Here is a 19,837-nt window from a genome sequence, read left to right on the forward strand (position 1 = left end):
CCCGTCACTCGTCCCCCACCGCTGCGCGATCCGGCCGCCGACGGGCCGTCATCTCCCGCCGACTGTCCGGAAACAGCCCAAGATGAGCCGAATGTGGCCGGTCAACGACTCCAAGGAGCGGGAATCTTCACCAAGAACTATCCAAATCGATCACCAACTCTCCTATAGTTGCCCCTCGTTCCCCTTGGAACAGGAACACGACCTTCCCTTTCGCCCGCCATGAGCGCTCCGAGGCATTGATCGATGACGGCGTCGCCCTCCCCCACCCGCCCCTCCGCGCTGGCCCTGCTGATCACCGCGGTGGTCACCGGCGCGTTCTGCACGGTGGCGGTGGTCTCGGCCACGCCCGGCACCCGTGCCGTACTCGGCTGGAGCCTCGGGGCCGCCGCGGCCCTGCTCAGCGCCGGTGCGTACGCCATGACCCACACCGTGCTGCGCAACCGCGTCCTGCGTTCCCGGCTCACCGCGCTCAACGGCCAGATCAGCGCCCAGGAGGCCAACGCCGCCCGGCGCAGCGCCGACGCGGTGCGCCTGGACGCGGCCCAGTCCGCCGAGCGCAAGGCCCTGATCGCCGCTCACACCGCCGAACTGCGCAGGGCCGAGTCCGCGCGGGCCGCGGCGCTCGCCGCGACCGCCAACGCGGCGGGCCGCATGCAGGCGCTCGCCACCGGCATGCTCGCCGACCTGCGCGACATGGAGCACCGGCACGCCGACGAGGACGTACTCGGCGACCTGCTCCACCTCGACCACCGCACCGCCCAGGCGGGCCGCCTCGCGGACTCCATCGCCGTGCTGACCGGGGCGCGTTCGGGCCGCCGCTGGGCCAGGCCCATCGTGATGGAGTCGATCCTGCGGGGCGCCATGGGCCGCATCGGCGGCTACCAGCGCGTGCGGCTGCACTCCACCAGTGACGCGGCCGTCGCCGGGCACGCCGCCGAGGGCGTCATGCACGCCTTGGCCGAACTCCTCGACAACGCGGCCAACTTCTCGCCGCCGACCGCCGAGGTCCACGTGTACGTCGAGGAAGTGCCCGCCGGTGTGATCATCACCGTCGAGGACAGCGGTCTGGTCATGAGCGAGGTGCAGCTGCGCCGGGCCGAACAGGCCGTGTCCGGGCGGTCGTCGGACCTCGCGGGGCTCTCCGGCACCCGGCTCGGCCTCGCGGTCGTCGGCCGCCTGGCCCGCAAGCACGGCCTCACGGTCTCGTTCCGCCCCTCCGCACGCGGCGGCACCGGCGCCCTGATGCTGCTCCCGCACGAGCTGATCACCCACGTCACCACGGCCACACCCGTCCCCGTCGTACCCGCGCCGCCGCAGCTCCCCGCCAGGGCGGCCGCCGGCGAGTCCCCGACCCCGCGCGAGCCGGTCACCGAGCCCGAGACCACGCACGAACCGGCCACCGAGCCCGCCACCGGCACGAGCTCCACCACCGGCACCCTCGGTGATCCCGGCGCTGAGACCGACGCCGAGACCAGCGGTGAGTTCCCGCAGTTCGGCGAGAGCGGGCTGCCCAAGCGCAAGCGCGGGCGGGCGCTGGCCGCGGCTCACCCCGAGGGCCCCGACGCACCGGCCGCCCCGGCCCGCGCCTCGACCGCCGCGTCGGACGCGGCCGCCCGCTTCAGCAGCTTCCGCCAGGCCGTACGCGCGAACTCACCCACCCCGGAAGGCAACTCCGAATGACCGGCACCACCACCGACGAGAAGCTCAACTGGCTCCTGGAGAACCTGCTGGAGCGCACCCCCGGCGCCCGGCACGCCCTGGTCCTGTCCCGCGACGGCCTCAAGCTGTGCCGCACGCCGGAGCTCTCCGTCGACCAGGCCGACCAGCTCGCCGCCATCTCCGCGGGCATCCAGAGCCTGTCGCACGGGGCGTCCATCGAGTTCGGCGACGGAACCGGCGGGGTGCGCTCCGCGATGGCCGAGTTCTACGGCGGCATCCTCTTCATCGTCGAGGCGGGCGAGGGCGCGCACCTCGCCGTGGTCGCCGCCGAGGACGCGGACGCCGGGCTCGTCGGCCACAACATGTCCGAGCTGGTGGAGCAGCTCGGCGAACACCTCAGCGCCGAGCCGCGGGCATGAGCAGGCCGGGCCGGGACGACTCGCCGGACCGGCTCTACACCCTCACCGGCGGCCGCAGCCGCTCCGGTTCGGACGCCTTCGACCTGGTCACGCTGGTGGTCACCGAGTCCGACCCGACGCCCGGCATGCAGTCCGAGCACGCGGCGATCCTGCGGATGTGCCGCTTCCCCACGGCGGTGGTGGAGATCGCGGCCGAGCTCCGCCTGCCCGTCACGGTGGTCCGCATCCTGCTCGCCGACCTGCACGCCACCGGCGGCATCAGCGCCCGCCACCCGCGCTCCGCCCACCGCCTTCCCGACCCCGACATCCTGGAGCAGGTGCTCGTTGGCCTCCGAAATCTCTGAACGGCCCGCCCTCGCGGGGACCGCGGACAACGGCCTGAAAATCGTCGTCGTCGGTGGTTTCGGCGTCGGAAAGACGACCATGGTGCGCTCGGTCAGCGAGATCCGTCCGCTGAACACCGAGGAGACCATGACCAAGGCGGGCGAGGCCGTGGACCACCTCGACGGCGTCCGCGCCAAGACGGCCACCACCGTCGCCTTCGACTTCGGCCGCATCACCCTGGACGCGCACAACGTCCTGTACCTGTTCGGCGCGCCCGGCCAGGAGCGGTTCTGGTTCCTGTGGGACCGGCTGTTCGCGGGCACGCTGGGCGCGGTCGTCCTCGTGGACACCCGGCGCCTGGCCGACTCCTGGTACGCCATCGACCGGCTCGAGCACCACGGCACGCCGTTCGTCGTGGCCTGCAACGACTTCGGCGGGCCCGCCCACACCGAAGCCCAGGTCCGCGAGGCGCTCGACCTGCCCGCCGAGGTGCCGCTGCTGCGCTGCGACGCCCGCGCCCGCGAGTCCAGCAAGACCGTCCTGATCACCCTCGTAGAACATCTCGCACGCCTGCAGAAGGCCCCGGAGCTCATACCGTGACGTGCCCGATCCCCGCCCCCGTCCCGCTGAGCGGCCCCCGGTTCCAGACCGAGCCGAACGCGCTGTACCGCGACCTGCGGCGCGACCACGGAGCCGTGGCGCCCGTCGTCCTGGACGGCGACGTGCCGGCCTGGCTGGTGCTCGGCTACCGCGAGCTGCACCAGGTCACCAGCGACCCGGTGCTGTTCTCGCGCGACTCCGACCTGTGGAACCAGTGGGACCGCATCCCCGCCGACTGGCCGCTGCTCCCCATGATCGGCCGCAAGCAGCCGTCGATCCTCTACACCGTCGGCGAGCGCCACCGCGAGCGGGCCGCGATGGTCTCCGACGCCCTGGAGGCGGTCGACCCCTTCGAACTGCGCAGCCACGCCGAGCGGTTCGCGGACGAGCTCATCGACGCGCTGTGCGGCGCCGGCGGCTGCGACATCGTCGGCCAGTACGCGATGCTCCTGCCGGTCCGCGTCCTGGCCCGGCTCTACGGATTCGCCGACGAGCAGGGCCCCGGCCTGGTCACCGCCATGAACGACATGATCAACGGCAGGGAGGGCGCCCTGGAGGGCCAGCGCCACCTCGCCGAGTCGATGTACGCGCTGCTCACCGCCAAGCAGGTCGAGCCCGGCGACGACGTGGCGTCCCGGATGCTCGCCAACCCGTACGGCTTCACCGTCGAGGAGGTCGGCCAGGACCTGATGGTGATGATGGCCGCCGGGCACCAGCCCACCGCGGACTGGATCGGCAACTCGCTGCGCCTGATGCTCACCGACGACCGGTTCGCGGCCTCGCTCGCGGGCGGCCGGCACAGCGTGGGCGAGGCCATGAACGAGGTGCTGTGGGAGGACACCCCCACCCAGAACGTGGCGGGCCGCTGGGCCGCCCGCGACAACCGGCTCGGCGGCCAGCACATCCGGGCCGGCGACCTCCTGCTGCTCGGTCTGGCCGCGGCCAACGGCGATCCGCAGGTACGCACCGACGCGGGCGCGCTGACCGGCGGCAACAGCGCCTTCTTCTCCTTCGGGCACGGCGAGCACCGCTGCCCCTTCCCCGCCCAGGAGGTGGCCGAGGTCATCGCGCGCACCGGGATCGAGGTGCTGCTCGACCGGCTGCCCGACGTCGATCTCGCCACCGCCGCCGAGGAGTTGACGCGCCGCCCGTCCCCCTGGCTGCGGGGCCTGACCGAGCTTCCCGTGACGTTCACTCCCACTCCCGCCCTTGGAGCAGACCGATGAGCAGACCGACGAGCAGACCGACGAGCAGACCGACGCAGTGCCCCGTGGACCACTCCGGCGCGATCACCCTCGACCCGTTCGTCGGCGACCTCGACGCCGAGAGCGCGGCGCTGCGCGCGGCCGGTCCGCTGGCACGGGTCGTGCTGCCGGGCGGGGTGGCCTGCTACTCCGTGACGCACCACGCGGAGGCCCGCCAGCTCCTGACCGACCCGCGTCTGGTCAAGGACATCAACGTGTGGGGCGCCTGGCAGCGCGGCGAGATCCCGCTGGACTGGCCGCTGATCGGGCTCGCCAACCCGGGCCGCTCGATGCTGACGGTCGACGGCGAGGAGCACCGCCGGCTGCGCACCCTGGTCGCGCAGGCGCTGACCGTACGCCGGGTGGAGCGGCTGCGGGCGGGCATCGAGGCGCTGACCGAGTCGCTGCTCGACCGGCTCGCCGAGCGGCCCGCCGGTGAAGTGGTGGACCTGAAGGCCGAGTTCGCCTACCCGCTGCCCATGAACGTGATCGGCCGGCTGATGGGTGTGGACGCGGCCGACCACCCTCGCCTCAAGGCCCTCTTCGACAAGTTCTTCTCCACGCAGACGCCTCCCGAGGAGGTGCCGCGGATGATGGCGGACCTCGGGGAGCTGTTCGCGGGGATCGTCGCGTCGAAGCGGGAGGCGCCGGGCGACGACCTGACCAGCGCGCTGATCGCCGCGTCCCAGGACGGCGACCACCTCACCACGGAGGAGATCACCAACACCCTCCAGCTGATGGTCGCGGCGGGGCACGAGACCACGATCAGCCTCGTCGTGAACGCGGTGGTGGCCCTGGAGACCCACCCCGAGCAGCGCAAGCTGGTGCTCGACGGGGCGGTGCCGTGGGAGAACGTGATCGAGGAGACCCTGCGGTGGTCGACGCCCACCTCGCACGTCCTGTTCCGCTTCGCGACGGAGGACGTCGTGGTGGGCGACCGGGTGCTGCCCGCGGGTGAGGCGCTGATCGTCTCCTTCGGGGCGATAGGACGCGACGAGGCGCAGCACGGGCCCACGGCGGGCGACTTCGACGTCACCCGCGCCCCGGCCCGGCACATCTCCTTCGGCCACGGCCCGCACGTCTGCCCGGGCGCGGCCCTGTCCCGCCTGGAGGCCGGCGTGGCCCTCCCGGCGCTGTACGCCCGCTTCCCCTCCCTGACCCTGGCGGTCCCGCGGGCCGAGCTCCGCAACAAGCCGATAGTGACCCAGAACGACCTCCACGCCCTCCCGGCCCGCCTGACCTGACCCACCCCGCCCGCTTGGGGCCCGCCCCTGCCTGACGTTGCCTTCGTCCTCGCGCCGTGCGTGGCTGGTCGCGCAGTTCCCCGCGCCCCTATCAGTACTGGGGCGGGCCAGTGCTGGCGTCTTCAGCCTGTCCGGCGTTTGAGGACGAGCACCGTTCAGGCGCGAAACGGGGGTGTGGGGGCGGAGCCCCGCCGGGGTAGGAGGGGCGGAGCCCCTCACGGGCGTAACCCACCGGGCCCGGGCGGGGGCGTCTCATCGGGCGGACCCGGAATCCCCGCCACCCCGGAACCGGATACGCTCCGCCCGTGGCTGAGATCCAGATTCCCGCTGACATGAAGCCCGCCGACGGCCGTTTCGGCGCGGGCCCCTCCAAGGTGCGTACGGAGGCGCTGAACGCCCTGGCCGCCACCGGTACCTCCCTCCTCGGCACCTCCCACCGCCAGGCCCCGGTCAAGAACCTGGTCGGCGAGGTGCGCCAGGGCATCCGGGACCTCTTCTCCCTCCCCGAGGGCTACGAGGTGATCCTGGGCAACGGCGGCTCGACCGCGTTCTGGGACGTCGCGACGCACGGCCTGATCGAGAACAAGTCCCAGCACCTGAACTTCGGCGAGTTCTCGTCCAAGTTCGCGAAGGCCGCCAAGCTCGCCCCCTGGCTGGCCGAGCCGACCGTCATCAGCAGCGACCCGGGAACGCACCCGGACCCGAAGGCCGAGGCGGGTGTGGACGTGTACGCGTTCACGCACAACGAGACCTCGACCGGTGTCGCCGCCCCGATCAAGCGCGTGGCGGGCGCCGACGAGGGCGCCCTCGTCCTGGTGGACGCGACCTCCGGCGCGGGCGGCCTGCCCGTCGACATCACCGAGACGGACGTCTACTACTTCGCCCCGCAGAAGTCGTTCGCCTCGGACGGCGGCCTGTGGCTCGCGGCGTTCTCGCCCGCCGCCCTGGAGCGCGCCCAGCGCGTCCACGCGAGCGGCCGTCACGTGCCCGAGTTCTTCTCGCTGCCCACCGCGATCGACAACTCGCTGAAGAACCAGACGTACAACACCCCCGCCCTGTCCACCCTGTTCCTGCTCAACGAGCAGCTGAAGTGGATCAACGGCCAGGGTGGGCTCGACTGGTCGGTGCGGCGCACCGCGACCTCCTCGCGCACCCTGTACGGCTGGGCCGAGGACTCCAAGCACGCCTCCCCGTTCGTCACCGACCCGGCCAAGCGCTCGCAGGTGATCGGCACGATCGACTTCGCCGACGACATCGACGCCGCCGCCGTCGCCAAGGTGCTGCGCGCCAACGGCATCGTCGACACCGAGCCGTACCGCAAGCTCGGCCGCAACCAGCTGCGCATCGCGATGTTCCCGGCGATCGACCCGGCGGACGTCGAGGCCCTGACGGCCTGCGTCGACTACGTCATCGAGCAGCTCTGAGCACCCACCGGCTCCACGGACAAGGGCCCGGCACCGTCACAGGTGCCGGGCCCTTCCCCACGCCCGGCCACGTCCGGGTGGGCAGGTCCTGACCGCACTGGCCCGCCCTGAAGGGGTACGGGAAACCACGCGACCGGCACCCGCCGCCCGGCGGAGCGCCACGGCCGATAACCGCCCTATGCCACAAGGGACTCGGTCCCTACCATCCAAAGCGATCCGGCGCGTTCCGCACCACGGCCGGACCGATCCGAAGGTTTGACATGTCCATGTCTCAACTATGTCGCTTCGAAGGCACCCCGCTCCGACGGCACATCCGGGACACGGACGTTCGGCTGGACTCCCCACATCCACGCAAGGCCACCGACAACCGATCGGAGCATCATGCCCGGTGCACTCCTCGCGGGCGGCGCGGCCGCCGCGTTCCTCGCGTCCTCGCTCTTCACCCAGGCGGCCCCGGCCGCACCGTCCGGCATCGTCGCGCCGCCCGACAAGATCGTCATCGAGATCGCGACGGTCAACGGCTCCGGCTGTCCGATCGGCACCGCCGCGGTCGCCGTCGCCCCGGACAACACGGCCTTCACGGTCACCTACAGCCAGTACATGGCGCAGGTCGGCCGCGGCTCCAAGCCGACCGACTTCCGCAAGAACTGCCAGCTCAACCTGATCGTGCACGTCCCCTCCGGCTTCACCTACGCCATCGCCAGCGCCGACTACCGGGGCTTCGCCCACCTGGAGAACGGCGCCAGCGCCACCCAGAAGGCGTCGTACTACTTCCAGGGCTCGCCCGACACGGCAAGCAGATCGCACCCGTTCAACGGCCCCCTGGACGACAACTGGGAAGCCACCGACTCCACCGACTGGGGGCAGCTGGTCTGGGCCCCCTGCGGCGTCCAGCGCAACTTCAACATCAACACCGAACTGCGCGCGAACGCCGGGACCTCCGACCCGACGACCAACAGCTTCATCGCCATGGACTCCACCGACGGCAACATCCAGACCATCTACCACATGGCCTGGAAGGAGTGCCCGACCCAGCACTGACCGCGCTCCCCGGGGCCCGCACCGCGAGGCGCGGGCCCCTCGGCGGCAGGTCCCGGGTCAGCCGGCCCGGCGCCGCAGCGCCCGCTTGGCGCCCAGGCCGAGCGCCGTGGCGCCCGCCAGAACCACCGCGCCCCACACGAAGTTCCCCCGGCCCGCGCTGTCACCCGATCCGGTGGAACCTCCTCCCCCGGAGCCGGAGTTGTCCCCGGCCTTCTTCAGGGGGACGCGCACCACCTTGCTCCCCACGCCCTCGGTGCCCACCATCAGGGCCGAGCCGTCCGGCGTGTAGGTCACGGATTCGGACTGGGGCTGCACCGGAGTGCCCGGCACCGCGTCCCAGTCGCCGAGCGGGTCGCCGGACCCGCCCTTCCAGGCGTATTCGGCCAGCGCGAAGTAGCCCCGCAGGGCCAGCTTCGTACCGTCCGGCGAGAAGGCGCCGTCGGTCACCCAGGGCACCTCGCTCACCCGGCGGAAGACGTTGGTGCCGGAGGCGGAGAGCTGGGCGGGGCCCTCGTAGAGGCCGCCTCCGCTCTCGCGCTTCGAGGCGATGTAGACGCGGCCGGTCTTCGGATGGACCATCAGCGCCTCGGCGTTGCGCGGCCCGTCGGCGTACTGGACGACGTACTGCGTGGCCTTGACCGTCTGGTCCCCGAGCCGGGCCGGTTCGTGGAAGCGGTAGATCCAGACGTGGCTCCAGGAGCCGTCCAGGTTGTCGCCGATGTCCCCGACGTAGAGGTCGCCGTCGGGCCCGATCGAGATCGCCTCCACGTCGCGCGGCCTGCCGACGCCCTCCATGGTCACCCGGGCGACGGTCTGCCCGGTCCGCGCGTCGACGGCGTAGACGTAGGGGCCGTCACCGCTGTCGTTGTGCGTCCAGTAGACGCCGGGGTGGGTCCGGCTGGCGGCCAGGCCGCTGGACTCGGTGATCCGGGGGTCCTCGATGGTGAACCCGCCGTCGTCGGCCACGGCCGGCCCCGCCGCCCACGCCAGGACGAACCCGGCCACCCCGCACACCCTCAGAAGCGAACGCATCCCCCCAGTGTCCACGGGCGCCTTCGGGACCCGGGGTGTCCACCATCACGTCGCCGCCCGCCGTACCGATCGGTAATGATGACCCCCATGCGTTTTCTCTTCGTCGGCGACTCCATGACCATCGGGTGCCCCGGCGACTTCACCTGGCGCCACCGCATGTGGTGCCACCTCGAAGCCACCTTCGACGGCCCGTACGAGATCGTCGGACCGCGCACCGCGCTCTACGACCCGGCGGCCGGCGCGCCCGTCTCGCACGACTACGCCGACCCCGCCTTCCCGCCCGCCGCCCGCCGCCACCTCGCGGGCTGGGGCGAGGGCTGGCTGCACATGGCCCCGGTCATCGGCGGGGCGGTCGCCGAGAGCCGGGCCGACGTGCTGCTCGTCTCGCTCGGCCTGATAGACCTCGGCTTCTACACGGACGCCGACCAGACCGCGGCCAACGTGCGCGCGTTCGTCGCGGGCGCCCGTGAGGCCAACCCGCGGGTCCGCGTCGTGGCGCTGCCGGTCATCCCGAACGTACGGGCCGAGGGGGACGCGGCGTTCGCCGCCCAGGTGGACCGCTTCAACGAGCTGCTCGCCAAGGCGGTCGCCGACCTCGACACGGCCGCGTCCCCGCTGCTGCTGGCCACCGTGCCGGACACGTACGACATCCACCGCGACACCTACGACGGTACGCACCCGGGCCCCAGCGGCGAGCACAAGCTGGCGGCCGCCTTCGCCGACGCGCTGCACGGCGCCTGGGAACTGGGCGGCCGCTACCCGCTGTAGGAGGCCTCGCTCGGACCGCGAACCGGCCTGCCCGGCTCCGGGCCGCGAGCCGGGCTGCCGGGCTCCGGGCCGCGAACCGGTGTGTCCCGCCCCGGAGTTCACGCCCGGGTGCCGTCGGGCGGGCCTCACACCGTGATGACCAGCTTGCCCTTGGTGTGGCCGCCCTCGCTCAGCTCCAGGGCCTTGCCCGCGTCGGCGAGCGGGAAGGTCTCGGCGTGACGGACGCGCAGACGCCCTTCGACGGCGAGGCGGGCATGGGCCGCGTAGACCAGCTCGGGGGCCTGCGTACCGCCCCCGCTGAAGACCACGCCGTGGTCGGCGGCCGCCGTGTCGGCGATGGTCACGATGCGGTCGGTGCCGCCGCGCAGCTCGATCGAGTCGGGCAGCGCGCCCTGACCGGCCGCGTCGTACACCGCGTCGATGCCCTGCGGGGCGAGCTCGCGCACCCGCTCGACCAGGCCCGGCCCGTACGCCACCGGGATCGCGCCCAGTTCGCGCAGGAAGGCGTGGTTCTCGGGGGACGCGGTGCCGATCACCGTGGCGCCCCGGGCCACCGCGAGCTGTACGCCGACCGAACCGACCACACCGGCGGCGCCGTGCAGCAACAGGGTCTCGCCCGCGGCGAGTTCGAGCAGGTCGAGCACGCGCTGGGAGGTCTCGCCCGCCACCGGCAGCGCCACGGCCTGCTCCCAGGTCAGCGCGGCCGGCTTGAGCGCGATGTGGGTGGCCAGGGCGTACTCGGCGTACGCACCGGTGTCGGCGTGGCCGAACACCTCGTCGCCGACCGCGAACCCGGTGACGCCCTCGCCCAGTTCGTCGACGACACCGGCCAGCTCCAGGCCGGGCACGGCAGGGAAGGACGTCGGGAACTGGCCCTGCATCCAGCCGTTCCGGATCTTGTAGTCGACCGGGTTGACGCCCGCCACGACCACCTTCACCCGCACCTGGCCGGCGCCGGGACTCGGCTTCGCGGCCTCGCCCAGGGCCAGCACCTCGGGACCGCCGAACCGCTCGTACACGATCGCTTCCATCACTGCACTCCTCACATCGCCCACCACGCCGTCACGCCGTGGTGCTTCTCGTCGTGGCTCAAGCGTCCGTCGTCACCCGGCCCAACCCGGCCCGCCTTATGGCCGGTTCGACCTGGGCACAAGGCCGGGCGCGGACAGCCGCGCCGACCGTAGGCTGAGGTGATGGAGCCCCGCACGATTCGCAGTACATCCCGCACCCCCGGCGCCCCCGACCTGCTCGTCGTCGCCGCGGAGCTGGTGCGCGTGCCGATGGAGGAGATCCTGCCGGTCCTCTCCGAAGGACTGGCCCCGCTCATCGGGCACACCGTCGCCGCCGAGCTGTCCCTCCAGTGCGCCCACTCGCCGTTCAAGACGCACGGGGAGGCGGGTCCGGCCCCGCGGGTCGCGGTCACCGACCTCCAGGCGCTGGGCCCGCGGGTCGTGCCGGGCCACCCCTGGCAGGGGACGGCCGTGGTCGGCGACGAGGAGCGGACGGTCCTCGCGGTCGCGTCCGAGGCGGGATCGTCAACGGACCGTCCTGCCTTGCTCGTTCTGGTGCGGGAGCGGTCGGACACCGAGCTGCCGACGGCGGACACCGAGGCCGTCCAGCACCTGTGGGACCTGGTGACCGGGCACCGCAACCGCATCACCAACGAGGCCGTGCCGAGCGCGCTCGCCCAGTCGCGGGCCACCGCCGGGGAGCGGGCCCGCGTGATCGCCGAGCTGGGCGAGGCGCACGAGGCCGCGCTCACCGCGCTGCTCGGGGTGCTGCGGGCCAAGAACCTCGACGACCGGGCGGCCCGCTCGCGCGCCGTCGACCTCGCCGTGTCCGCCCTGGTCGCGCTGCGCGCCGAGGCCGACCGCGACCAGGAGCTCACGGAGGAACCGGCGGGCGAGGCCTTCGCCCGGCTCGCCGATTCGCTGAAGCCGCTGCTGCGCCACAGCGACGTGCGGCTCGAATTCGCGCCGCCGGAGGCCGAGACCGCCGAGATGTCGGTCCCGGGGGACGTCGTGCACCTCACGCGCGCGGCGGTACGCGCCGTCGTCCTGGCCATGGCCGCCCAGGAAGGGGTGCGCCGCATCCACGTCCGCTGGCAGCTCTCGGGCTGCCAACTCCTCGCGTCCGTACGGGACGACGGGCCCGGCGAGCTGCCGCGCTCCGTGCTCGACACCCACCGGGTGGGTCGGCGCCTGGCCGCGCTCGGCGGCACCCTGGCCGTCGACGCGCTGCCCGGCTGGGGCACGACGGTGACGGCGACCCTGCCGCTCGGCGCGCCCGAGACCCCGCGCGCCGATCCGCTGGCGGGGCTGCATCCGCGCGAGGCCGAGGTGCTCGCCCATCTCGCCCGGGGCCACCGCAACCGGACGATCGCGCAGGAGCTGCACATCAGCGAGTCGACCGTGAAGTTCCACGTGGCGAACATCCTGGCCAAGCTCGGGGTGAGCTCCCGCGGCGAGGCGGCGGCGATCCTGCACGCGGTGGCTTGAGCACAAGCCAGGAGGTCCGCGAGCCGTACGGGGCGGAGCCGCCACCGGGGTGATGCTACGTACGGCGGCGCCCGCTGCCCGGCCTCGTCGCGGGGGCGTTGTCAGTGGCGGGTGCCAGACTCGATCGCGTGAACGAACGGTGGGCCATCGAGGCGACCGAGGGCGGCGGGGCACGGCTGGCACCCCTCGGGGACGACGGGCTGCCCACGGGCGGGGTGCGCGAGGAGGCCGACCTGGTCGAGGCCGTCCGCGGACGCCCCGAGGTCGGCCGCTGGGTGTGGCGGTCCACCACCGCGATCTACCCCCGGCTGCTGGCGGCCGGGGTCCGGGTCGAGCGGTGCTACGACATCGAGGACGCCGAGCTGCTGCTGCTCGGCCACGAGGGCCGGTCGGGCGAGCCCCGCTCGGCGGCGGCCGCCTGGGCCCGGCTGCACCACAGACCCGTCCCGGCCGACCCGCCGCCCCGGGCGGCCGAACCGGGCGCGCAGTCCTCGCTCTTCGAGGCGCACGGCAGCACGGCCCTGCCCTTCGAGGCGCTCCTGGAGGTGTACGCGGACCAGCAGCGGCGCCACGACCGCGCCGAGCACCCGGGGCGGATGCGCTTGCTCACGGCGTCCGAGTCGGCGGGGATGCTGGTCGCCGCCGAGATGAACCGCGCGGGCCTGCCGTGGCGGGCCGACGTGCACCGCGAGGTGCTGCACGGCCTGCTCGGCGAGCGCTACGCGAGCGGCTCCCCCCGTACGGGGGGCGGGGGCGAGCCGCGCCGCCTGGCCGAGCTGGCGGAGCAGGTGTCGGCGGCCTTCGGGCGCCGGGTCAGACCGGACCTGCCCGCCGATGTGGTGAGGGCCTTCGGCGAGGCGGGCATCCGCGTCAGGTCCACCCGCCGCTGGGAGCTGGCCGAGCTCGACCACCCGGCGGTCGAGCCGCTGATCGAGTACAAGAAGCTGTACCGGATCTGGACCGCGCACGGCTGGAGCTGGTTGCAGGACTGGGTGCGCGAGGGCCGCTTCCGCGCGGAGTACACCCCGGGCGGCACGGTCAGCGGCCGCTGGACGACCAACGGCGGCGGCGCCCTCCAGATCCCCAAGGTGATACGGCAGGCGGTCGTCGCCGACGCGGGCTGGCGCCTGGTGGTCGCCGACGCCGACCAGATGGAGCCCAGGGTCCTCGCCGCGATCTCCCGCGACCCCGGCCTGATGGAGGTCGCGGGCCACGACGGCGACCTGTACACCTCGCTGTCCGACCGGGCGTTCTCCGGCGACCGCGAACACGCCAAGCTCGCACTGCTCGGCGCCATCTACGGCCAGACCTCGGGCGACGGCCTGAAGAACCTGGCGGCGCTGCGCAGACGCTTCCCGCTCGCGGTGGCGTACGTGGACGACGCGGCGAGGGCGGGCGAGGAGGGGCGGCTGGTACGCACCTGGCTCGGCCGGACCAGCCCGCCCGCCGCCGGCGCGGGCGACACGGACGAGGCGGGCATCCCGCAGAGCCAGGACGACCAACTCACGGACACCGGAGGTGAGTTCACCTCTGGGTACGCCTCCAGCGACGCCCGGGCGCGCGGCCGGTTCACCCGGAATTTCGTGGTGCAGGGCAGCGCCGCGGACTGGGCGCTGCTGATGCTCGCCGCCCTGCGCCAGGCCATCTCCACCGCCGGGCTCCGGGCCGAGCTCGTCTTCTTCCAGCACGACGAGGTGATCGTGCACTGTCCCGCCGAGGAAGCCGAGCAGGTGGCGAAGGCGATCCGCGAGGCGGGCGAACTGGCCGGGCGGATCACCTTCGGGAACACGCCGGTGCGGTTCCCGTTCACGACGGCGGTCGTGGAGCGCTATTCGGACGCGAAGTAGGGGTTGGGCTGGGCGGGTTCGGGCCGCTTCGGGCTGGCACGCCAAGCGGGACGGCGCGAAGTTGAGCCACGCCCGGGCGCCACGAACTCGGGTCACGCGAGGGGGTGCCGAGCGGGGCGGCGCCGGTGTCAGAGCAGAACGCCCCCGCACCGGCGCCGCACCCCCCTCACTTGAAGGTGAGCCAGTGCGGGTCCAAGGCGATGGCCTTCAGCTCGGCCAGGGTGAGGGCGGGCTCGGTGCGAGTGGCGGGCTTGCTCTGGTTGCCGGTGTTGTAGGCGGAGACGACGACACGGAACCCGTCGGGCCGCACGGTGTCGGCGGTCCACCCGACCACCCCGCCGCCGCCCTTCTCGCCCGGCTTCTTGTCCAGGCCGATCCGGGTGCCGTCCGGCAGGGTCGAGGTCTCGCCCTGCGGCGAGACGTCCGCCATCCGGGGCTGCACATTGATCTCCACGAGGCTCTTGCCCCTGCCGTCGTCGACCACGGCGAAGGCATAGCCGTCCTGGTTTCCGCGCTCGACGACCTTGAGCCCCTTGCCCGAGGGGAGCAGCGCGAGGAACTGCTTCTGGACCGCCTCGCCGGACGGCTGGTTCGCGGAGGGCTTCTCCGGCTTCCCGGGTGCGCGCAGTCCGTCCGCGACCGAGAGCCACTTGGGCGAGGTGACCAGTGTCCTCAGCTGTTCGGCGGTGAGCGGCGGGGTGTCCCGGGAGACCCCGGCCCCCTTCTCGGCGGGCGCGTTCCACTCGCTCACGTCCACCATCGCGCCCTTCGGGGTGATCAGAACGGCCCGCCACTCTTTGGTCGGCTCGCGCCGGTCGGGATACTCGTACCCCTGGAAGAGCATGTAGCGGGAGCCGTCGGCCAGCTGCTCGGCCTTGCAGGCGTCGAAGTCCACGAACGCCCGCGCGGGGCAGGTGACTTGCTGCCCGCTGGACTCGGCGTCCGGGTCGACCCTGCTCACCCCGAGCGAGACGAGTCCCGCGCCCTTGCCGTCGTCGAACACGCCGGACGCGGACGCCATGGAGCCTCCGCCCGGCTTGCCCGGTGCCTGCGGGTCAGCCGGTCCGCGCCCCTGTGCCTGGGTGACCGTGCCCGGAGGGAGCGAGGACTTGAAGAGCCCGATCATCTGCTCCCCGCCGATGGCCACGGCCGTCTGGCGCGTGGGCGTGGGCGGCGCGGCCACCGCGGCGCCCGCGCCGTCGCCGCCGACGAAGCCCGCGGCGTACGCGCCGCCGAGCCCCACCGTGGCGAGCGCGAGCACGCTGCCGGTGACGGCGGCCATACGGCGCCGGGCCAGTCGGCGCCGCCCTCGGAGCAGACCGGAATCCACCAGGGCACGACGGTCGCCGAGTTCGAAGCTGTCTCCGGTGTGGCGCATGGCCTCGCCGAGTCGGTCCTCAAAGGGCATGGCGAACCACACCTTCCTGTTCTGGTCGCTGGAAGTCGGTAGTTGAGCGGGGCGGGAACGGTGGGCGCGGTCAGTGGGCGGCGTACTCCGCGAGGGAGCCGCCGAGGCGCTCACGGAGCTTGGCGAGGGCGCGCACCGAGCGGGTGCGGACGGCGGCCGAGCTCACGTTCATGGCGTCCGCCGTCTCCTCGATGCTGCGGTCCTCCCAGTAGCGGAGCACGACCACCGCCCGGTCCTTGGGCGAGAGCTGTCCGAGCGCGTCGAGGAGGGCCACGCGCAGGGCCGGGTCGTGCCTCATGTCGGCCGCGCGGTCGGGGAGTTCACCCAGCGGCCGCTCGGTGGCCGAGCGGCGACGGCGGTGGGTGAGGAAGGTCCGTACGAGCACCGTCTGCGCATAGCCCGCCGGGTTGTCGATCCTGGAGACGCGCCCCCACAGCACGTACATCCGCCCCAGCGTCTCCTGCACCAGGTCCTCGGCGAGATGGGTGTCGCCGCTGGTCAGCAGGCAGGCCGAGCGGAAGAGCTGCCCCGCCCGGCCCGACGCGAACTCCAGGAACGCATCGGCCCGCGACGATCGGCCCGGCCGGTCCGGTTCCATCTGTCTCCACCGCTGCCGCACGGCCGCCCCCACCCCTCACCTGCGTTCCCCTACACCTCACTGACGCGCCGGGCCCCCCGCGATGTTTCAACCGGTTCCGGGAAACGTTGCCCCCGGCGACGGTCGCCCGCGCCTCACACCGCCAGATGCCCGAACTCGGCGCCGAACTCCGCGGGGAATCCGGTCCATTTGAGCTCGTCCGGCAGATGGGCCAGGTCGTTGTACAGCAGCACGGAGGCGGGCCGGTCCGGGACGTGGCGGATGACGGTGAGGCCCGTGTTGGCAGGGCTGAGCCCGATCCAACGCCAGTCGGGTCCGTCGAGCGCGGCGCGCACCAGCCAGCCGATGAGGAAGGCGTGGGTGACGACGAGTTCGTGCCGCGGGGCGGTGCCCGCGACGGGGCCGGTGCAGCGCGCCGTCGCCTCCCGTACGAGCCGGTCCCCGGCCTCGCGCTCCCCCGGGCCGGGCGCGCCGAGGAAGCCGAGGACGCGGTCGGCGTCGGCGTCGGGGAGCTCCGCGCGCTCCGGCCAGTACGGCACGTAGTCCCCGGCCCATGCGGCCTCCGTCGGCGCCACCCCGTCCAGCTCGGCGGCGACGATCCGCGCGGTCTCGGCCGCCCGGCCGAGCGGCCCGTGGTGCACGGCGTCGAGCGGCACCCGGGCGAGCCGCCGCCCGAGCAGCCGAGCCTGGCGCCGCCCGGCCTCGCTGAGCGCGGGCCCTTCGCGCCCGGCGTCGGCGTGACGGGCCAGGTAGAGGTAGCGGGTGGCGGTGGGTGCGGGGTGCCGCGTGCTCAACGTGCTGCTCCGTGCCGTCGTTCCGAACATGAAAATTGTTCACTTTCCATTGACAGGACACATCCTGGAGCCCAAAGGTTCCCCCATGACGCCGCCGCCGCTGCCGCCGCTGCCCGCATTTCCGTCCGACTTCCTCTGGGGGGTGTCCGCCTCCGCGTTCCAGATCGAGGGCGCGGTGGACACCGACGGCCGGGGCCCATCGACGTGGGACGCGTTCACCAGGGAGCCCGGCCGCATCAAGGACGGCTCGCACGCGGACGTGGCCACCGACCACTATCACCGCTACCGCGAGGACGTCGCGCTCATGGCCCGACTGGGCGTCGGCGCCTACCGGTTCTCGATCGCGTGGTCCCGGGTGATGCCGACCGGGCAGGGCCGGGTCAACGAGCGGGGCCTCGACTTCTACGACCGCCTGGTCGACGAGGTGTGCGCCGCGGGGATCACGCCCGTGCCCACCCTGTTCCACTGGGACACTCCCCTCGCCCTGGAGGAGCGCGGCGGCTGGCTCAACCGGGACACGGCCGAGCGGTTCGCCGCGTACGCCTCGGTCGTCGCGGACCGGCTCGCGGACCGGGTGCCGCGGTGGATCACCCTCAACGAGCCCGCGGAGATCACCCTGCTCGGGTACGGGCTCGGCGAACACGCCCCCGGCAAGCGGCTGATCTTCGACGCCCTGCCCGTCGCCCACCACCAACTGCTCGCCCATGGCAGGGGGGTTGAGGCGCTGCGGGCAGCCGGGGCGCGGGAGATAGGCATCGCGGCCTCGCACAGCCCGGTACGGACGGCCGGGGACACCGACGAGGACCGCGCGGCGTCCGATCTCTACGACACCCTGATGAACCGCCTCTTCGCCGACCCGATCCTCACCGGCGCCTACCCGGAGGGCTGGGCCGAGCTGATGCCGGGCCCGGTCGCCGAGGACCTGAAGGTCATCTCGGCCCCCCTCGACTGGTACGGGATCAACTACTACAACCCGGCACTGGTCGGCGCGCCGAAGCCGGACGCCGTCACCAGCCTGGCCGGGATCGCGCTGCCGCCGGACCTGCCGTTCGGCCTGCACGAGATGGAAGGACACGAGCGCACCGACTTCGGCTGGCCGGTGGTCCCGGACGGCCTGCACGAGCTCCTGCTCACCTTCCGCACCCGCTACGGGGACGCGCTGCCGCCGGTCGTCATCACGGAGAACGGCTGCTCGTACGGGGACGGGCCCGACCCCGCCGCCCCGGGCCGGGTGAGGGACACCCGGCGGATCGCGTACCACGACGGTCATCTGCGCGCCCTGCACCGGGCGATGGCCGAGGGCGTCGACGTGCGCGGGTACTTCATCTGGTCGATCCTGGACAACTTCGAGTGGGCGGAGGGATACCGGCAGCGCTTCGGCCTCGTCCACGTCGACTACGAGACGCTGGCACGCACCCCGAAGGACTCCTACCACTGGTACCGGGACGTCGTTCGGGGCGGCACAGGACGCGCCGCCGGGGACGTCCGGTGACGGCGGAGCCCGGGGCCAGAGCTCTGGGCGCGCCGGTGGAGGACGGCGGGGAACGGGCCGGTGGACGCTATGTGGGCGCACTGTCGCTGGCCAACCTGGGCGTGTGGGTGGGCTGGTTCGGCCCCCTGCAACTCCTGCTGGCCCGCCAGGCCGAACGGTTCTCGCCCGATCACAAAGCGTCAACTCTCGCCCTGGTGACGGGACTCGGCGCCGCCGTGTCGATGGTGGCGAACCCGGTGTTCGGCGCACTGTCCGACCGCACGAGGGCGCGGGTGGGCCGCCGGATCCCGTGGGTCGTGGCGGGTGGCGCGGGCGGGTTCGCGGGACTGCTCGTCCTCGCGTGGGCGCCGGACGTGCCGACGATGGCGGCGGGCTGGTGCCTGGTGCAGCTGGCCCTGAACGCCTCGTTCGCCGCGCTGACGGCCGCCGTCCCCGACCAGGTCCCGCCCCGGCAGCGCGGCATGGTCGGCGGCTGGCTGGGGGTGTCGCAGGTGGGCGGCATCCTGGTGGGCACGGCCCTGGCGACGGCGGCGGGCGGGATCAGTGCGGGGTACGTGGCCTGCGCGGCCTTCTCCCTTCTGGCGGCCGTGCCGTACATAACCATGCGCCGCGACACACCCCTACCGCCGTCGGCCCAACACCCCTTCCACTGGCGGGCGTTCCTGTCCGGCTTCTGGATCGACCCGCGAAAGTTCCCGGACTTCGGCTGGGCCTGGCTGACGCGCTTCCTGATGAACCTGTCGTACTCGATCAGCACGATGTACCTGCTGTACTACCTGACCGACGCGGTGCACTACGCGGGCGACGCGGACACCGGGGTGCTGATCCTGACCGCCCTGGACGCGGTCACGCTGCTCGGCACGGTGGTGATCAGCGGCATCTGGTCGGACCGCACGGGCCGGCGCAAGGTCTTCGTCGTCTGGTCCGGCCTGGTGATCTCGGCGGCCACGATGCTGCTCGCGGTGTGGCAGACGTGGACGGGCGCGGTGGTGGCGTCCCTGGTCCTGGGCGTCGGCTACGGCGTCTACACGTCGGTGGACTTCGCCCTCCTCACCGACGTCCTCCCCAGCGCCACCGACCGCGGCCGCGACCTGGGCGTCATCAACATAGCCAACGCCCTCCCCCAGGTCCTGGCCCCCGCGACAGCCGCCCCCGTGGTGACCCACCTGGGCGGCTACACCGCGCTGTACGTACTGGCGGGGACGATCGGGGTGGCCGGATCGGTCCTCGTGGCGCGGATCCGGTCGGTGCGGTGAGCCCCCCACCCCCAGAAGCAAAGCAAAAGCCCCAGGTCACGGCGAGTGAGTCCTGGGGCTTCCACAGAGCCGCCTTCGGGATTCGAACCCGAGACCTACGCATTACGAGTGCGTTGCTCTGGCCAACTGAGCTAAGGCGGCACCGCTCTGCGCACCATGGTGCGAGCAGCAGCGTCGCCAAGTCTACAC

At 73.0% G+C, this 19,837-nt stretch carries 18 protein-coding genes and 1 tRNA gene; 13 read left to right on the plus strand and 6 right to left on the minus strand.

The genetic code is table 11. The annotated features are described in order from the left end of the window. The first annotated feature begins 243 nt into the window (after window positions 1–243). From AC07F3_RS12430 to AC07F3_RS12465, 8 genes are all read left to right on the plus strand, one after another. Window positions 244–1,680, plus strand: a complete 1,437-nt coding sequence (locus AC07F3_RS12430) for a sensor histidine kinase (protein ID WP_479113197.1) — start codon at window positions 244–246, stop codon at window positions 1,678–1,680. Beyond that, window positions 1,677–2,078, plus strand: a complete 402-nt coding sequence (locus tag AC07F3_RS12435; protein ID WP_114039784.1) for a roadblock/LC7 domain-containing protein — start codon at window positions 1,677–1,679, stop codon at window positions 2,076–2,078. The genes AC07F3_RS12430 and AC07F3_RS12435 overlap by 4 nt, the downstream gene beginning before the upstream one ends. Beyond that, window positions 2,075–2,422 carry a DUF742 domain-containing protein gene (locus AC07F3_RS12440; RefSeq protein ID WP_114039783.1) on the plus strand — a complete coding sequence of 116 codons (348 nt, stop codon included), beginning with the start codon at window positions 2,075–2,077 and terminating at the stop codon, window positions 2,420–2,422. The genes AC07F3_RS12435 and AC07F3_RS12440 overlap by 4 nt, the downstream gene beginning before the upstream one ends. Continuing rightward, window positions 2,403–3,002 carry a GTP-binding protein gene (locus AC07F3_RS12445; protein ID WP_479113199.1) on the plus strand — a complete coding sequence of 200 codons (600 nt, stop codon included), beginning with the start codon at window positions 2,403–2,405 and terminating at the stop codon, window positions 3,000–3,002. Before AC07F3_RS12440 ends, AC07F3_RS12445 begins: the two co-directional genes overlap by 20 nt. Continuing rightward, a complete protein-coding gene (locus AC07F3_RS12450; protein WP_479113201.1) occupies window positions 2,999–4,228 on the plus strand; it encodes a cytochrome P450 in 1,230 nt (409 codons plus the stop codon). The genes AC07F3_RS12445 and AC07F3_RS12450 overlap by 4 nt, the downstream gene beginning before the upstream one ends. Next, entirely contained in the window at window positions 4,225–5,490 is a 1,266-nt protein-coding gene (locus AC07F3_RS12455) for a cytochrome P450 family protein (RefSeq protein WP_479113203.1), read from the plus strand. The genes AC07F3_RS12450 and AC07F3_RS12455 overlap by 4 nt, the downstream gene beginning before the upstream one ends. Window positions 5,491–5,795: 305 nt before the next feature. Continuing rightward, on the plus strand, window positions 5,796–6,914 hold the full coding sequence (gene serC / locus AC07F3_RS12460) for a phosphoserine transaminase (protein WP_479113205.1): 1,119 nt from the start codon (window positions 5,796–5,798) through the stop codon (window positions 6,912–6,914). 381 nt (window positions 6,915–7,295) lie between these two features. Beyond that, on the plus strand, window positions 7,296–7,955 hold the full coding sequence (locus tag AC07F3_RS12465; protein ID WP_479113207.1) for a DUF4360 domain-containing protein: 660 nt from the start codon (window positions 7,296–7,298) through the stop codon (window positions 7,953–7,955). 57 nt (window positions 7,956–8,012) lie between these two features. Here the strand turns inward: AC07F3_RS12465 and AC07F3_RS12470 are convergent, their stop codons facing one another. Continuing rightward, window positions 8,013–8,987 carry a WD40 repeat domain-containing protein gene (locus AC07F3_RS12470; RefSeq protein WP_479113209.1) on the minus strand — a complete coding sequence of 325 codons (975 nt, stop codon included), beginning with the start codon at window positions 8,985–8,987 and terminating at the stop codon, window positions 8,013–8,015. Between the two features lie 87 nt (window positions 8,988–9,074). Here AC07F3_RS12470 and AC07F3_RS12475 point away from each other — a divergent pair, with 87 nt between their 5' ends. Then, entirely contained in the window at window positions 9,075–9,755 is a 681-nt protein-coding gene (locus tag AC07F3_RS12475) for a GDSL-type esterase/lipase family protein (protein ID WP_479113211.1), read from the plus strand. A 125-nt stretch (window positions 9,756–9,880) separates the two neighbouring features. Here AC07F3_RS12475 and AC07F3_RS12480 read toward each other — a convergent pair whose 3' ends face one another. Further along, window positions 9,881–10,786 carry an NADP-dependent oxidoreductase gene (locus AC07F3_RS12480; protein ID WP_479113213.1) on the minus strand — a complete coding sequence of 302 codons (906 nt, stop codon included), beginning with the start codon at window positions 10,784–10,786 and terminating at the stop codon, window positions 9,881–9,883. Between the two features lie 162 nt (window positions 10,787–10,948). On the opposite strand from AC07F3_RS12480, the gene AC07F3_RS12485 reads away from it, so the two are divergent. Further along, entirely contained in the window at window positions 10,949–12,253 is a 1,305-nt protein-coding gene (locus tag AC07F3_RS12485; protein WP_479113215.1) for a LuxR C-terminal-related transcriptional regulator, read from the plus strand. A gap of 128 nt (window positions 12,254–12,381) precedes the next feature. Next, window positions 12,382–14,100 (plus strand): bifunctional 3'-5' exonuclease/DNA polymerase, encoded by a 1,719-nt coding sequence (locus AC07F3_RS12490; RefSeq protein WP_479113217.1) that lies wholly within the window; start codon window positions 12,382–12,384, stop codon window positions 14,098–14,100. Between the two features lie 166 nt (window positions 14,101–14,266). Here the strand turns inward: AC07F3_RS12490 and AC07F3_RS12495 are convergent, their stop codons facing one another. The 3 genes from AC07F3_RS12495 to AC07F3_RS12505 form a co-directional block, all read right to left on the minus strand. Further along, window positions 14,267–15,508, minus strand: a complete 1,242-nt coding sequence (locus tag AC07F3_RS12495) for a hypothetical protein (protein ID WP_479113219.1) — start codon at window positions 15,506–15,508, stop codon at window positions 14,267–14,269. Between the two features lie 70 nt (window positions 15,509–15,578). After that, window positions 15,579–16,106, minus strand: a complete 528-nt coding sequence (locus tag AC07F3_RS12500; protein ID WP_479113221.1) for a SigE family RNA polymerase sigma factor — start codon at window positions 16,104–16,106, stop codon at window positions 15,579–15,581. Between the two features lie 134 nt (window positions 16,107–16,240). Beyond that, entirely contained in the window at window positions 16,241–16,900 is a 660-nt protein-coding gene (locus AC07F3_RS12505; RefSeq protein WP_479113223.1) for a histidine phosphatase family protein, read from the minus strand. Window positions 16,901–16,985: 85 nt separating this feature from the next. Here AC07F3_RS12505 and AC07F3_RS12510 point away from each other — a divergent pair, with 85 nt between their 5' ends. Both AC07F3_RS12510 and AC07F3_RS12515 read left to right on the plus strand, forming a co-directional pair. Continuing rightward, window positions 16,986–18,392: a GH1 family beta-glucosidase gene (locus AC07F3_RS12510; protein WP_479113225.1), complete on the plus strand. Its 1,407-nt coding sequence runs from the start codon at window positions 16,986–16,988 to the stop codon at window positions 18,390–18,392. Beyond that, window positions 18,389–19,648 (plus strand): MFS transporter, encoded by a 1,260-nt coding sequence (locus AC07F3_RS12515; protein WP_479113227.1) that lies wholly within the window; start codon window positions 18,389–18,391, stop codon window positions 19,646–19,648. Before AC07F3_RS12510 ends, AC07F3_RS12515 begins: the two co-directional genes overlap by 4 nt. A gap of 67 nt (window positions 19,649–19,715) precedes the next feature. On the opposite strand, the gene AC07F3_RS12520 is transcribed toward AC07F3_RS12515, so the two are convergent. Next, a tRNA-Thr gene (locus AC07F3_RS12520) sits at window positions 19,716–19,789 on the minus strand. Between the last annotated feature and the right edge of the window lie 48 nt (window positions 19,790–19,837).

Source organism: Streptomyces sp. NPDC045846 (assembly GCF_056431605.1).

What these genes read in the sequence shown, in the direction of transcription:
- AC07F3_RS12470 (WP_479113209.1), bottom strand. Translation starts at nt 8,987, where the DNA reads ATGCGTTCGCTTCTGAGGGTGTGCGGGGTGGCCGGGTTCGTCCTGGCG.
- AC07F3_RS12510 (WP_479113225.1), top strand. Translation starts at nt 16,986, where the DNA reads ATGACGCCGCCGCCGCTGCCGCCGCTGCCCGCATTTCCGTCCGACTTC.
- AC07F3_RS12480 (WP_479113213.1), bottom strand. Translation starts at nt 10,786, where the DNA reads ATGGAAGCGATCGTGTACGAGCGGTTCGGCGGTCCCGAGGTGCTGGCC.
- AC07F3_RS12465 (WP_479113207.1), top strand. Translation starts at nt 7,296, where the DNA reads ATGCCCGGTGCACTCCTCGCGGGCGGCGCGGCCGCCGCGTTCCTCGCG.
- AC07F3_RS12495 (WP_479113219.1), bottom strand. Translation starts at nt 15,508, where the DNA reads ATGCCCTTTGAGGACCGACTCGGCGAGGCCATGCGCCACACCGGAGAC.
- AC07F3_RS12440 (WP_114039783.1), top strand. Translation starts at nt 2,075, where the DNA reads ATGAGCAGGCCGGGCCGGGACGACTCGCCGGACCGGCTCTACACCCTC.
- AC07F3_RS12455 (WP_479113203.1), top strand. Translation starts at nt 4,225, where the DNA reads ATGAGCAGACCGACGAGCAGACCGACGAGCAGACCGACGCAGTGCCCC.
- AC07F3_RS12430 (WP_479113197.1), top strand. Translation starts at nt 244, where the DNA reads ATGACGGCGTCGCCCTCCCCCACCCGCCCCTCCGCGCTGGCCCTGCTG.
- AC07F3_RS12485 (WP_479113215.1), top strand. Translation starts at nt 10,949, where the DNA reads ATGGAGCCCCGCACGATTCGCAGTACATCCCGCACCCCCGGCGCCCCC.
- AC07F3_RS12475 (WP_479113211.1), top strand. Translation starts at nt 9,075, where the DNA reads ATGCGTTTTCTCTTCGTCGGCGACTCCATGACCATCGGGTGCCCCGGC.
- AC07F3_RS12435 (WP_114039784.1), top strand. Translation starts at nt 1,677, where the DNA reads ATGACCGGCACCACCACCGACGAGAAGCTCAACTGGCTCCTGGAGAAC.
- AC07F3_RS12500 (WP_479113221.1), bottom strand. Translation starts at nt 16,106, where the DNA reads ATGGAACCGGACCGGCCGGGCCGATCGTCGCGGGCCGATGCGTTCCTG.